Genomic DNA, 12,759 nt, shown 5'->3' on the forward strand with positions numbered 1-12,759 from the left:
GGAGGGAGGGCTTTGATATTGCCCGTGTTTGCATACCCGGAAAACTATAACAAATTCAGGCTATTATTATTAGAACCTATGTCGACTTCAGTAGCTGGCAGAGCTGGCGGAACTGTACTTATTTCAGCCTTGTTATGGTCAACCTGCTGTAACACATCTGCGCCTCCTAACCTGAGTTCTTTAATCGTTTCCTCATGAATATCTAAAACAACCTGAAGAGCGTCCTTTTCAATTCTGATTTGTGCCACCTCCTCCTCCAGCAATTCACGTTCACTTGCAAGAAAATCCAGACAGTCACAGCATTCGCGAATAACCTCAGCCTGATTTTCAGCCTGATACCATATCTCTTCCTGCTCAAAGCTAAAATCACCAAGCGGCTTGCCACAAGACTTCTGCGACTCCTTTTGTTCAGCTAAGTCCTTGTTTAACAAAAACTGAATCTGTTTAATTTTTTCAGCCATCATCAGCATTCTTTTTTCAGCACTTTCAAGATCAATGCGCTTTTGATTAATCTGAACCGTCTCTTCTTTACTTAATTGTTCCAAAACTCGATTTCTATCTTTCGTCTCGGCAAGTTTCTTCCGTAGATCCGAAAGCTCTTCCATATGGGTGTTTCTTAATCCTTGAAGTTCTTTATAATATTTATTGACAGTTGATTGAGCCTCATTCAAATTCTTCCCCAGCTCTATTTTAGCGCTTGATCTAGCCCTAACTGTCTCCTCTGTTGCTTTTAACGTCCACTCCAGCCTGTTGCATTCAACTATTTGTTTAACCAGACTTTCCTTCAGTTTTTTTAGTTCAGATGCGCTTGATCCCAATTCTTTCTGATGCTTGTTTTCAGTCTCAGTAGATTTCCGAGCCTTTCTCTCAAGCTCATGACATTTATTATTCAACTGGTTTAACTTAAATTGAAGCTGCTCTTTTTGAACTGTAAAATTCAAACGCTCAGAATTTAATTGTTGTGCCAACGACTCAAAGGCTAACTTAGTATCAGCCTGTTGCTGTAGCTGGAACTGATGGTTAACCACTAACGCCTCCATCTCGCCTTCTTTAGCTTCAGCGTTCATAGTAACGGTTTGCAACTGGTCTTTATATTGGAAAACTTCCAGTTGATGCTCTTTAGCCACTCTTTCCTTTTCCGAGATGCGCGACCTGAGATCAACGACACTATTGTGATACTCTTGTTCTTTCTTCTGTAATAACTGCTCAAACTCACTGATTTTCAACCTGAAGCCAGATTCTTTCTGCTGAAATTCCCAACCTTCTCTAGCCAGTACATCCCGTCCATTTGCATTCTCGACAAGTGCCTGTTGAAGGTCATCCTTTGAATGCTCAAGATCAGCATTGAGTTGCTGAACCTGAGAAGCCCGGTCGCGCAACTGAGCTTCCAGTTCAATTTTTTCGCCCTGATACTGTCGAACCATTCTGTCATTATTAATGCCTGACTGCTGCAGGTCATCTCTAAGTCGTTGAGTCTGACCAGTCTGGTGGTGCAACAGGCCTTCCAGTTTCACTTTTTCATCTTCATGCTCTTGATCCGATCTACCTTTGGCTATATATAAATCAGCCAAATCTTTGCTTGAATCAGGCGCCTGCTTTTCAGTCACTGGCAGGTGCTTCTGCACCGGACTTTCTGGTTTAGTTATTTTTCTGTAAATCAGGCTAATACTACTACCAATGCGCGAAAATCCATCGTAAGCGACAAGACCCACAAGAATTGGGAGTGATGGCAACATAGCAAGATAGCCTAAGGTACGGCCAAGTTTACTGATAACCCAATTCTTCCAGGCCACACACTTAAAACCACTGTCCGCAGTATCTTTGGTGACTTGATGAATGTCTTTTTCTCCAGTAATCACCTTCCCGCCATTAAATGATTGATCCGCAGCGGACGCTCCATCAATCACAAACGGGTTGACGAATACATTTGAAACCGGGGCAGTAGCCATATAATAACTCCCTATCCATGTGTTTTTATTCGAATTTTATTAATTGAACTTGAATCTTAGAGAGAAAAGTTAGTAATTAGTTTCCCAGTCAATTAAAATAATTTGAAATAAAAAAAATGTTTTAAATAACTTTAAGTAAAATGGGTATGAGATGTATTCCTATTACATCTCTTTTGATCCTTAGGATTTAAACTCGCGCAGTTGGCAGTGCTTTTAGATATATGATGTTTGCTGATAAGCGCTCATAACTTACCAGCATATTGGGCTGAACTCTGTATAAAATTACGCTGTCTGTTGTTGCCCCTCTTCAGGCGGAGAGTCTGCTGTATCTCTTTCAGCGGGCTTATCTCCTGCAACAGATTTATCTTCTTTCTCAGTCGTACCTGACTCAGATGGAGTACCCGTTTCTACGGAAGCCGCCGGTTCCTCAGAACGCTGTTCTTCAGTTTGGGTAACTTCTGGATCAGATTTTACTGGTTTCTCAGTATCTCCGGGTAAAGAAGGTCTCCTCCCGTCCACTATTGATTCTGCTCGATCTTCCTCTCCAGGCGTAGTCAATTGATTCATGGCATCTTGTTTTTCAATACTCAGATCTGACATCTTTTTAGTTTCGCCAAGGTTATCCCCCGAAGCAGGAATGGGCGTCTGAGGCTTAGTATCTGAAAGCCCCTTAATATCACCCTTTTCACTCGTATTCTTTCCCTCTTTCGTAGCATCTGCGCCGCCACCAGACTGAGGAGCAACAACACCAGTACCACCACCAACACCAGTACCACCTTGCATAACAGAACCTCCGATTTTTGATAAGTTCTGTAATAGACTTTGGCAGTCATAAATGGTTTCAATGATTTTTAGAGTATTTTATTCGGTTGCTATTGATCATTATTACTATGACTTACCAAAAGGCGTGACAATGGATCATTGAAGCATTTCTCAATGGCAAAGGAAGAGAGAATAACAGACGTTTATGACTGGAAATTTACGCAGTAGAATTTGGAGTTTCATACTTGTATTCAGAGGTGCCAAAATATCCAAACAAATGGCTAACTATTTAATTCAGTCTCTATATACGACAAAACCCTTACGACAGGTATCGTAAGGGTTTCGACTTTTCATCTCTAAAAATGGCGGACCGGACGGGGCTCGAACCCGCGACCTCCGGCGTGACAGGCCGGCATTCTAACCAACTGAACTACCAGTCCGCTGTTTTCCAATACCTTTAAGGTATCTGGAACCTGGTGGGTGATGACGGGATCGAACCGCCGACATTCTGCGTGTAAAGCAGACGCTCTCCCAGCTGAGCTAATCACCCTGTTCTTGTGGCCCGTATAATAGCTAATCGAGAGATACTGTCAATCCATTTTTATGCGATTCATCAGGAAAAATTCCCAGGCAATAAAAAATGCGTCCCACACATCAAACAGGAACAGGCCGTAATGGGATTAAGGGTCTGTATAACGTCTCTTTTTTACTGAGGCCTTGAAGCATCGTTAAGCCCGCTGTCCGTTGTCCGCAAAAGCGCAAGTGACTCGAGCTTTTTCGGACTACGGACCACGGACATCGGACCGCGGCTGTTAAATCCCTAAGCACCCAGATGGACATAGCTCTTCACCCGCCCTTCTTCTTTCAGTTTATCAATGCGAATTTGCCGGACAGCAACACCATGCTTTGTTTGCAGAAGTACCAGCCACTTAAGCAGTTTCTGGTAGGCAACATCCTCTACCCAGACTGAGAGCCCTTTGCGGTCAGGCTGCACCCTTCCCAGGGTAATATTAACCTGCTGAGCCACACTGGCCGCGGTTGATGAAAGCTCCCCCCGGGACGAAGATAACTGCTGGTTTTTCTGGAGTTCCCGGGCCTTTGGCAAATGACTGTTCAGCCAGGTGTTGATCTCTTCCTGATAGAGATAATCTTCCTTTTGAGCTTCAGACCAGGTGGTTACCGGCTCCCACACCAGGAAAAAGATCAGGCCCACAAGCATTGCAGCACTCAGGAGCTGGATTGCTTTTCTATCTCTGGGTAAACGCAATTCATACCAGCTTTTACACTGTTGCCAGCATGGGTTGGTCATCAGAAGCCTGTTCCATTTTTGCATTGTGTTCATCTCCTGCCCATTCACTTCCTGATAGAGACTCTGGCAATAACGCTGGATTTACCCTGAATCGCGTTATCCAGTTTGCCGGTGACGCCGGATGCATTCAGTTTTTCCAGAAACAGATTGACGGTTTCCAGGTTTCCAGCTTCAAACTCGTAGACCAGTTGACCCGAAGCATCATTAAAATCCAGGCTCCTGGGTTCAAATTCGGCTTTCTCTCCCATGACACCGGAAACCGTTGAAAGCGCCTGCAGCATTGGCAAAAATAGTGTTTCGGTTGATTGAGTGTCCAGACTCCTGAAGCGGTTTTCCATGACCTGTTTCACGCTAAAAGACATCTGTTGACGGGCTTGCGCCTGTTGAGCCTGTCGATCATCGGGAAAAACAGAGAGATAGCTCTTGATAGAGTTACCCCAGAGTGACTCTGCCTGCTGCTGATACATAATGCCTTCTGTCACCGACAGCCCCAACTCAAGAATCAGCCAGCAGCCAGCAGCGGCTGCGACAGGCCACCAGCGACGAATAAAACGTCCGGCCCGTCGAGGGCATTGATAAGCCCCCTGCCGGAAATCAACCCGTTCATTGCTTTTCCCGGAAGCAAAGTATTGCTCTGCGAAAAATTCAAAGACTGCCCCTTGAAGCGGCACCTTATCAACCAGCCAGCCACGTTCAGACAAAAGGTCAGAAGCTTCTTCAATTCTCGAAGTAGCCACCGCCAGAGTATTGTCCGAAAACATCAGCCGCACCTGTGAAGGACTATCGTTCGTGGTCTCCGAAACCATCGCTTCCAATGTATCCGGCATCTCTTGTCCGGCATGTTCAGCAAAAACGAAGGGCAGCGCCTCATAGTTAAGGGTAATGCCTTCGCGCCCTGGCGATGCGATCATGACTACGTCGTTATCCAGCAACAGCGTTGTGCATTCCGGGTTCGGCATCAGGAACTGCATTTCTGCCACAACGCTTGTGGGCGATAACTGGTGTTCTTCAAAAAGTGCAAGGATGCCCTGTAATGCTGCGTGAGGAATAGCGGCAACAGAAACCTGTAAATCCTTTTCCGGAAAACCATTCACAATGTGCATGGTTTCAATATCCTGGGCGAGATGCTCTTCAACCAGATAGGGAAGTGCCGTTGCCAGATGCTTCTTTTGGCTGGCATTAATCGTCAGGCGCTTATAAAAACAGAGGGACCCTCCCAGAAACAGCACTATTTCATCTGGCAATCGATCCTCTTCTTCACCACTCTTTTCACCAGGCTCCGGCTGATCCGCCAACCATGCATCTTTTAACTGATGAATAGGTGTCAGGTGAAACTCACTGGTGAGTGAGCCAGCCGACGAGTATTTACCCCATTGAACGACAGTATCAGGATCAACAGAACTGACCGGAGGGGGAATTCGAATCAATAAAATATTTTTCATTATTAAACCTCAGGGATCCCTGTTAAACCCTCTTTATTGCTCGGGGCCCAATATTGACTGGGCCCAATCTCTCTCCCGACAACCTGCACATGACCATCACTGTTTCGGTAAAAAAGCGTTCTCAAATAGAAGGTTGTATCCCGATAGGTCGCCTTTATCCGGACACTGAAATATTGGCTACTAAAAGCCACCCGTTTATTTTGACGCACTTCATTTAACAGACCGCCCTTACCCGATAAAGCGACAAGCTGGCTCAATTCTTCAATATTTGATACTCCTGTTTCACCCCGGCTATTTATAATCATCAGAGCATCCCCCTCAGTTATATTTTGATTCAAAGAGCGGATGACCTCTGACTGAGCCGTATTCACATTCAATTTTGATGATTTGGGTATAACCGTAATATAGGGCAACAGTTTTTCAACGTCCTCACTATTAAAACCATCGATCAGTTTCAATTCTGAGACAGAAGCCATTTCTGCCTGTGCTGTTCTTCTCGGTGGATCCAGAGATAAATAGATTTGATCTTCACTTCCTGACTGTGATGGGTTCTGCGATTTGCTAACCCAGCGCTTCACTTTTTCAGCCAGTTGTGGATCAAGGGATTGATTCAAAAGCAGATTCTCAAAAACTTTCAAATCAGGTGAGTCTTCTTTTTCAGAAGGTTTACCACCGCGCTGGTCATTGTGCTCTGCAAGCCAGTTTACATTAAAAAGGCTCTGTTCATCCTGCACCCATAATTCGATGCCTCCCTGCTCCACCTCATAATTAATGGTTTCAACATTCCAAAGCTCATTATCATGATCCACCATTCGGTTGTTTTTTTTATCCTGTTCGAAATCCTTTTCCAACAGAAGTGCAACATACTGCTCTGCTCCCAGGGCATAGTGTTTTGCCTGGACTCTTTCCAGGTATCGGGCATTCTTTTCTGTGTGCAACCAGAGATTCATGACAATCTGGGACGCAACTGTAGTGATCAGTAAAAAAATGATCAGTACATAAATCAGGGCAATACCTGACTGTCGGCATGGGTTTTTAAGCATTCCACCCAAAAAGAGAGCAGACAACCGATTTACCGTTTTAATAGCCATCGAACCCCTCAATGGATGGTTGCCATGGACTGCCCGGACGGCTGCTCCTGCCACTCCCGTCCTGTTCACCATTCTTATCTGCCTGATCCGGTTGATAGGTAATCAGCGGCACCACCGTTATCATCGGCCCCATTTTTTCATGGTCAATGGCCATCTCCACCGCGCCGGGCATCTGTGTCAGGTTATCAGCGGGCGCATCTGGCTGAAGTTTCTGTACGGGAGGCCATGTGCTCACCCAGCGTTTATTCTCATCAAGAAAACGGAACTTCACACTATTCACACCGGACATAACGGACTGGCGAATACGGGGAGTATCCGGGGCTCTGTCCAGCATTGGCCAGTAATAGCGAATCAGCTCATTGCCTTCCACTGCATAGGCCACTCGTTGAAGGGTGCTGCGTGTTGTCTGCAGGGGGTTTTGCCAGCCCGAACGGGTAAACTCAATCAAGGTTCCCCCGGTACCTGGTAATTTGAGTGCCGCCAATGGTCGGCCAGACTCATCTCTTATAGGCCTTCGAGCCATTTGGAAGAGGTCTTTCTCCAGAACAATTTCAGCTCGTTGCAGTTTATCCAGCTCCGCAAGTACCGATTGAGTGACTTCCTGTGCCCGGATCACTGACATAAATAGCTGATAAGCGGCAGTGCTGATCATACTGAACATGACAATAGCGACCATCAGTTCAAGTAGCGTAAAGCCTTTATAAGAACGCTGCCCGCCGCCCGCTGCCCGCTTCCCGCACAAGCCGGGGCCGCTTGTGCTTTTGCGGGCAGCGGAGCGGGTAGCGGCCTTAACATTCATTTCTGTTCGGGCCTCCTCAGCCATGTGGTTAATCTGGCGAGAGGCGCGTTCCCCTTTTCCGGTTCAGACTCACCGATAAATACTTCGACCTGCACCTTCCGAAAATCAGCAGTGCCTGCCGCTGTCGAGGTTTCCCGGACCGTCCATTGATAACCGGCATAGCTCTCAATCCGGGGTCTGACCGCCGGGCCACTCCAACGCCCCTCGGCATGAAGCACATTGAGGTAATGATCGGCTATTTGAGAAGCCAGTATCTTTTCCTGTTGGTAGCGAGTCTGCCGGATGCTGTTGCCATCAGAAAGAATCAGCATGGAGGCGGCCAGGGCAAATACGGCCAGCGCCACCATCACTTCCAGCAGGGTAAAACCTTTTTGCCGAAGAAAGACTCTCCCTGAAAAAAGCCGGCCTGAAAGACACTGATTCCCCCTGGATTTCCAATGCATCATTCCCGGACTCTTTCGATATCTGACAGTCCATCCGTGGTCAGATAGAGTGATTGTTGTCTGTTTTCTACCGGAATAATATGAAGCCTGAACGGCGTTACCTGATAGTCTGCATAAAACACCACGGATGGTGATTCTTCATCGGCCTCAATGGGTCTGGAGTCTTCTATGGACTCCAGACGCAAGTTTAATGATTCCGGCATCAAATAGGGCTGATAAGGTGACTGTTCCAGGATGACCCATTCCCGACTCTCCGCCGGTAATACCCACCAGCGGTAGTAGCCTTCATTATCAATGGAAAACCCATAATGGCTGTTTTCTATCAGCGCTTTATCACGCATCTGGGTAAAAAGAACCTGAAGCCGGGTTGCTTCCTCCTGCATCACCTTATGCAGACTTCCCGTAATCGGGCTGAGCAGGGTAATACCTAACAGAACACCAATGATGACCACCACCACCAGCATTTCGATCAGGGTAAATCCGTTTTCAGCCGACGGCGCCTGCTGTTGAGGTGATGCCATTATTGATCCCTGCTCTTCTAAAAAGAGCTGCTTTCTATAGAGCCGATTTCGATAAAGAGATTGGCTATTTATCCCAATTACCGATATCAGCATCCAGCCCCTCTCCGCCTTCCCGGCCATCGGCTCCCAGAGAGTAGAGATCATATTTGCCATGATTCCCTGGCTGTAAATACATGTAAGGGTTTCTCCAGGGGTCCAGTGGGACTTTTTTCAAATACCCTTCAGGATTCCAGTTTCTGGGTTCTGGTGGAGAAGATGGTTTCTGGATCAGTGCTTCAAGCCCCTGGTCCAGGCTGGGATAAAAGCCATTATCAAGCCTGAATAGCTCAAGCGCCTGTGAGATGGTTTCAATATCTGAACGGGCTACCGTTGCCTTGGCCTGATCGGGCCGGGACAATATTTTAGGGACAACCATGGCCGCCAATATCCCTAAAATAACCACCACAACCATAATCTCAATCAGTGTGAAGCCGCTTTGTGTTTTTCCTGTGGCTCTTTCTTTTCTCATGGGCCATTTTTTTATCATGCTGGAAACCTCGGTTTTCTATAAAAATGCCACTTCGGCATTTTCCGCGTACGCTGTTTTAGTCAGGCCAATAACTGGTTCATATTGAGTATGGGCAGCAGGATTGCCAGAACAATCATCATGACAACACCGCCCATCAACACCATCATCAGCGGTTCGAATAGTCCAAGCATGACGGTTATACGCCCCTCAAGCTCCATCTGCTGATTCTGCGCCGTTCGCTCCAGCATCTGATCCAGTTCACCGGTCGCTTCACCACTGGCAATCATGTGCAGCATCAATGGTGGAAAATAGCCGGTTTCCGTTAACGCCCGGTTCAGGCTGGTTCCTTCACTGACCCGTTGGGCCACCGCCTGAACGGCATTCTTAATAGCATCATTATTAACGACCCGGGCAGCAATCATGAGGGCTTCAACCAGAGAAACCCCACTACGGGTCAGGATACTCAGCGTACTGGCAAAACGGGCGGCATTGGCCGTACGAACGAACCGTCCGGCAAACGGGAGCTTCAACAGGGTTTTATGCCAGGAAAGGCGCACTGACTCTTTTTTCAGAAGATGCCTCACGATCAGGATAACCATTGCAATTCCAGCAAAGATAACAGGCCACCAGGCCTGAAATCCTTCACTGGCGTTGATCAATAGCCTCGTAATTAATGGCAACTCCTGACCTGAGTCCAGAAACACCTTCACCACATCGGGCACGACAAACCCCAGAAGAAAGCTGACAATACCCAACGACGCCACCATCAATATGATGGGATAAATAAGTGCCTGCTGTATTTTCTGTCCGGAGCGCATTCTGGCCTCAGTGTAGTCGGCCAGACGGTTGAGAACATGGTCAAGAAAACCGGCATGCTCCCCGGCGGCTACCGTAGCCCGATACATCTGGGGAAAAACTTCCGGAAAAGCTTCCAGGCTTTTTGCCAGCGTGAAACCTTCAAGTATCCGGGAACGTACGGCGAGTAATATGTTTTTAATTCTGCGCTTTTCCTGTTGAGCGGCTACACCATTAAGCGCTTCTTCTATTGGCATGGCAGCCTGAATCAGTGTAGCCAGTTGCCGGGTTACCGTCGCCAGTTCAATCGCTGAAATGCCTCTGCGAAAAGAGAAACTTTTACTGTCACCGCCCTGTTGCTTCCGGTCAGCAAGGGTGTTGACCGACAGAGGTGTCCACTGTTTATCCCGCAGCATCTGGCGAACCTGACGCCCACTGTCGGCTTCCAGTGTCCCTTTTTGCTGTTTACCCTGGTGATCCAGGGCAATATATTCAAACGCTGCCATAGTTGCTGGTCTTTTACCTGAGATTCGTTTCCTGAAGAAAGGCCTGCGGCGCCAATCAGTCTTTCTGGGTAACCCGAATCACTTCTTCGAGAGTGGTTACCCCTTCAAGCACTTTCCTGTATCCATCTTCTTGTATGCCGGGACGGTACTCACGAACATAGTCGGTAATTTCCTGCTCCCCCTTAAGTGCATGGATCATACGCCTGACCTGCTCATCAATAACAACGACCTCGTAGATTCCGGTACGACCACGATAGCCACTGAAATTACAGTCTTTACACCCTGTTGCGTGATACAGCGTACCCCCTTCAGAGGAACTGACGCCTAACTGCTGACACTCTGCTTCATCGGGGGTATAGGGTGTTTTACATTGACTGCACAGCACCCTCACCAGGCGCTGGGCAATCACCCCGAGCAGACTGGAAGACATCAGAAAAGGTTCAATGCCCATATCCTGCAAGCGGGTCAGCGCACCCACCGCGGTATTGGTATGCAGTGTTGAAAGCACCAAATGTCCGGTCAAACTGGCCTGTACGGCAATTTCAGACGTCTCACGGTCACGAATTTCTCCCACCATGACCACATCAGGGTCCTGACGAAGGATGGCTCTCAGCCCCCGGCCAAACGTCATATCGACTTTGGTGTTCACCTGAGTCTGGCCAATACCTTCAAGGTGATATTCAATAGGGTCCTCAACCGTAAGAATATTACGGGTCTTATCATTAAGCATGGTGAGGCTGGCATAAAGAGACGTCGTCTTACCGGAACCGGTTGGACCGGTAACGAGAATAATGCCATAAGGCTTCTTAAGCAGGCCTTCAATGACTGAGCGATTGTGGTCCGTCATACCCAGATGCCGGAGTTCAAGACGACCAGCCGCCTTATCCAGCAATCTCAGAACCACCCTTTCACCGTTACTGGAAGGCAGTGTAGAAACCCGGACATCCACTTCCTTACCCGCCACCCTGAGGGAGATACGCCCATCCTGTGGTATACGCTTCTCGGCAATATCCAGGCGCGCCATTACTTTGATGCGCGATACCAGTAATGATGCGATGGTTCTCTGCAGTGACAGAATTTCCCTTAAAATGCCGTCAATCCTGACTCGAACCACCAGTGTCGACTCGAAGGTTTCAATATGAACATCAGAAGCGCCTTCCTTTATTGCCTCTGTCAGCAATGCATTAATCAGGCGAATCACCGGGGCATCATCACTTTGCTCAAGGAGATCTTCTGTCACCGGAACGGCGTCTGCCAGGCTGGTCAGGTCAAGATGGTCACTGATACCGGCAGCATCCTGCAAAGCCTCTGAACTGTTATTGTGATAACACTGGGCCAGAACCTCCGACAGATTTTCGACACTGACTTTCTGATAAGCTGGAAAGACGCCGGAAAACCGACTGATTTCAGCCAGAAGATCGGCAGAAGGCGTATTATGGAAATAAAGCGTTGCGGTACCATTATCGTCAATAAGAACAACACCATGCCTTTTGGCAAAGGTAAAAGGCAGTCTTGGTAAAACGCTGACATTATCCATCGACTCATTGTCATCGTCAGCGGTTATCAAAGTAGCCAATATTAACTCCTCAATTTAAAATGGAACCAAGGGAAACGCCGGCCATTTCTGGTTAATTATTTCCTGACAGACCAACCAACACTAAACTCATTTTATTGGCTGTTCATCGGGCACATCAAAAACAGTCTGGAGCATTATTCCTATTTTACAAACGGGAAAAACCATCATTTTTAACGTTAATTCCCAAAAACAGGTAAAGTTTTTTTTGAAAAAACTTATTTCTTTAAAAAACAAGACTCTTATGCTTTTATTTAGACTAAAGAATAGCCTATTTATCCCAATCGCTAACTTCAGAAGAGATCACTATGACATCAGTGGTTACTACCACACTTCTACACTCTATTTCAAAATGGGGGCACAAAAACAACCAGAAACTTATCATTCTGGTCGTTTTGCTCGCTATGCTTCTTAGCATTGGATTGCAGGCAACCAATTTCCACCAGACAATAAATAGCAACATCGAAGGTTCGCCAGATACCAATAAAGATGAAACCATGGTTTTAAATAAAACCTCGACGATCAAACACGAAGATTTTCAGCTTCTTTTTGGTTTTAACAACAATCAGGAAACGACTCATAATAATAAAGAGATCCCCATCACTAAAATGAACTTTATTCTCAGGGGGGCATTATCAGGCATTGAACATAAAAAGTACGCAAGTGCGATTATTCAGACATCGAATCAGGACAAGCTTTATGAACTAGGCGATACACTTCCCGGAGGCGCCATTTTGAATCAGGTTTATGCTGATCATATCGTCATTAAACGGGGTAACCAGCTTGAAAAACTATACTTTCCAGAAACAGCCAGAGATTCCAGAGCTTTCCAGGAATTCAGGACTGTCGAGGAAGAACGCCCGGAGTCAATGGAGCAACGCCCGGGTAACCACGATTATCCGGATGATATGTCTCTTGAGCAGCGAATGCAGGAACTCAGGGAAAAACTGCAGGAAGCCAGTCAGGAACTGTAACTACAAAAATGACAAACTGCGGAGTCAATGGTCATAACATGAATACCAGAGCGCTATTCTTTTTACCGTATCTTCGTTACCGGAAAT

Annotated in this window: 12 protein-coding genes and 2 tRNA genes; 1 reads left to right on the plus strand and 13 read right to left on the minus strand. The window is 46.8% G+C overall.

What is annotated here, in order from left to right:
• Positions 1 to 44: 44 nt before the first annotated feature.
• The 13 genes from RM811_RS23375 to gspE all read right to left on the minus strand — a co-directional run bounded on the left by RM811_RS23375 (position 45) and on the right by gspE (position 11,662).
• Positions 45 to 1,949 (minus strand): hypothetical protein, encoded by a 1,905-nt coding sequence (locus RM811_RS23375; protein ID WP_402529114.1) that lies wholly within the window; start codon positions 1,947 to 1,949, stop codon positions 45 to 47.
• A gap of 282 nt (positions 1,950 to 2,231) precedes the next feature.
• Positions 2,232 to 2,732, minus strand: a complete 501-nt coding sequence (locus RM811_RS23380) for a hypothetical protein (RefSeq protein WP_402529117.1) — start codon at positions 2,730 to 2,732, stop codon at positions 2,232 to 2,234.
• 342 nt (positions 2,733 to 3,074) lie between these two features.
• Positions 3,075 to 3,151 (minus strand) — tRNA-Asp (locus RM811_RS23385).
• A 34-nt stretch (positions 3,152 to 3,185) separates the two neighbouring features.
• Positions 3,186 to 3,261, minus strand: a tRNA-Val gene (locus RM811_RS23390).
• Positions 3,262 to 3,531: 270 nt separating this feature from the next.
• Positions 3,532 to 4,044, minus strand: a complete 513-nt coding sequence (gspM, locus tag RM811_RS23395; RefSeq protein WP_402529119.1) for a type II secretion system protein GspM — start codon at positions 4,042 to 4,044, stop codon at positions 3,532 to 3,534.
• 20 nt (positions 4,045 to 4,064) lie between these two features.
• On the minus strand, positions 4,065 to 5,462 hold the full coding sequence (gspL, locus tag RM811_RS23400; RefSeq protein WP_402529122.1) for a type II secretion system protein GspL: 1,398 nt from the start codon (positions 5,460 to 5,462) through the stop codon (positions 4,065 to 4,067).
• 2 nt (positions 5,463 to 5,464) lie between these two features.
• Positions 5,465 to 6,553: a type II secretion system minor pseudopilin GspK gene (gspK, locus tag RM811_RS23405; RefSeq protein ID WP_402529124.1), complete on the minus strand. Its 1,089-nt coding sequence runs from the start codon at positions 6,551 to 6,553 to the stop codon at positions 5,465 to 5,467.
• Positions 6,543 to 7,352 (minus strand): type II secretion system minor pseudopilin GspJ, encoded by an 810-nt coding sequence (gene gspJ / locus RM811_RS23410; protein ID WP_402529126.1) that lies wholly within the window; start codon positions 7,350 to 7,352, stop codon positions 6,543 to 6,545. The genes gspK and gspJ overlap by 11 nt, the downstream gene beginning before the upstream one ends.
• A complete protein-coding gene (gspI, locus tag RM811_RS23415) occupies positions 7,349 to 7,798 on the minus strand; it encodes a type II secretion system minor pseudopilin GspI (RefSeq protein WP_402529128.1) in 450 nt (149 codons plus the stop codon). The genes gspJ and gspI overlap by 4 nt, the downstream gene beginning before the upstream one ends.
• Positions 7,795 to 8,316, minus strand: coding sequence for a prepilin-type N-terminal cleavage/methylation domain-containing protein (locus RM811_RS23420; protein WP_402529131.1), 522 nt, complete (start codon positions 8,314 to 8,316; stop codon positions 7,795 to 7,797). The genes gspI and RM811_RS23420 overlap by 4 nt, the downstream gene beginning before the upstream one ends.
• A 64-nt stretch (positions 8,317 to 8,380) precedes the next feature.
• Positions 8,381 to 8,842: a type II secretion system major pseudopilin GspG gene (gene gspG, locus RM811_RS23425; RefSeq protein ID WP_402529134.1), complete on the minus strand. Its 462-nt coding sequence runs from the start codon at positions 8,840 to 8,842 to the stop codon at positions 8,381 to 8,383.
• Positions 8,843 to 8,904: 62 nt separating this feature from the next.
• On the minus strand, positions 8,905 to 10,125 hold the full coding sequence (gene gspF / locus RM811_RS23430; RefSeq protein ID WP_402529136.1) for a type II secretion system inner membrane protein GspF: 1,221 nt from the start codon (positions 10,123 to 10,125) through the stop codon (positions 8,905 to 8,907).
• A 55-nt stretch (positions 10,126 to 10,180) separates the two neighbouring features.
• The gene (gene gspE, locus RM811_RS23435) at positions 10,181 to 11,662 is read right to left on the minus strand and encodes a type II secretion system ATPase GspE (protein WP_402529179.1); all 1,482 of its coding nucleotides are present in this window, start codon (positions 11,660 to 11,662) and stop codon (positions 10,181 to 10,183) included.
• 344 nt (positions 11,663 to 12,006) lie between these two features.
• Between gspE and RM811_RS23440 the strand changes: the two genes are divergently transcribed.
• Complete coding sequence (locus tag RM811_RS23440; RefSeq protein WP_402529139.1) at positions 12,007 to 12,672, plus strand: type II secretion system protein N; 666 nt, start codon at positions 12,007 to 12,009, stop codon at positions 12,670 to 12,672.
• Positions 12,673 to 12,759 lie beyond the last annotated feature (87 nt).

The organism is Endozoicomonas sp. (genome assembly GCF_031844845.1).
Classification (GTDB): Bacteria; Pseudomonadota; Gammaproteobacteria; order Pseudomonadales; family Endozoicomonadaceae; genus Endozoicomonas.

Coding starts and splice junctions, on each gene's coding strand:
- RM811_RS23375 (WP_402529114.1), bottom strand. CDS start 1,949: ATGGCTACTGCCCCGGTTTCAAATGTATTCGTCAACCCGTTTGTGATT.
- RM811_RS23380 (WP_402529117.1), bottom strand. CDS start 2,732: ATGCAAGGTGGTACTGGTGTTGGTGGTGGTACTGGTGTTGTTGCTCCT.
- gspM (WP_402529119.1), bottom strand. CDS start 4,044: ATGCAAAAATGGAACAGGCTTCTGATGACCAACCCATGCTGGCAACAG.
- gspL (WP_402529122.1), bottom strand. CDS start 5,462: ATGAAAAATATTTTATTGATTCGAATTCCCCCTCCGGTCAGTTCTGTT.
- gspK (WP_402529124.1), bottom strand. CDS start 6,553: ATGGCTATTAAAACGGTAAATCGGTTGTCTGCTCTCTTTTTGGGTGGA.
- gspJ (WP_402529126.1), bottom strand. CDS start 7,352: ATGAATGTTAAGGCCGCTACCCGCTCCGCTGCCCGCAAAAGCACAAGC.
- gspI (WP_402529128.1), bottom strand. CDS start 7,798: ATGATGCATTGGAAATCCAGGGGGAATCAGTGTCTTTCAGGCCGGCTT.
- RM811_RS23420 (WP_402529131.1), bottom strand. CDS start 8,316: ATGGCATCACCTCAACAGCAGGCGCCGTCGGCTGAAAACGGATTTACC.
- gspG (WP_402529134.1), bottom strand. CDS start 8,842: ATGATAAAAAAATGGCCCATGAGAAAAGAAAGAGCCACAGGAAAAACA.
- gspF (WP_402529136.1), bottom strand. CDS start 10,125: ATGGCAGCGTTTGAATATATTGCCCTGGATCACCAGGGTAAACAGCAA.
- gspE (WP_402529179.1), bottom strand. CDS start 11,662: ATGGATAATGTCAGCGTTTTACCAAGACTGCCTTTTACCTTTGCCAAA.
- RM811_RS23440 (WP_402529139.1), top strand. CDS start 12,007: ATGACATCAGTGGTTACTACCACACTTCTACACTCTATTTCAAAATGG.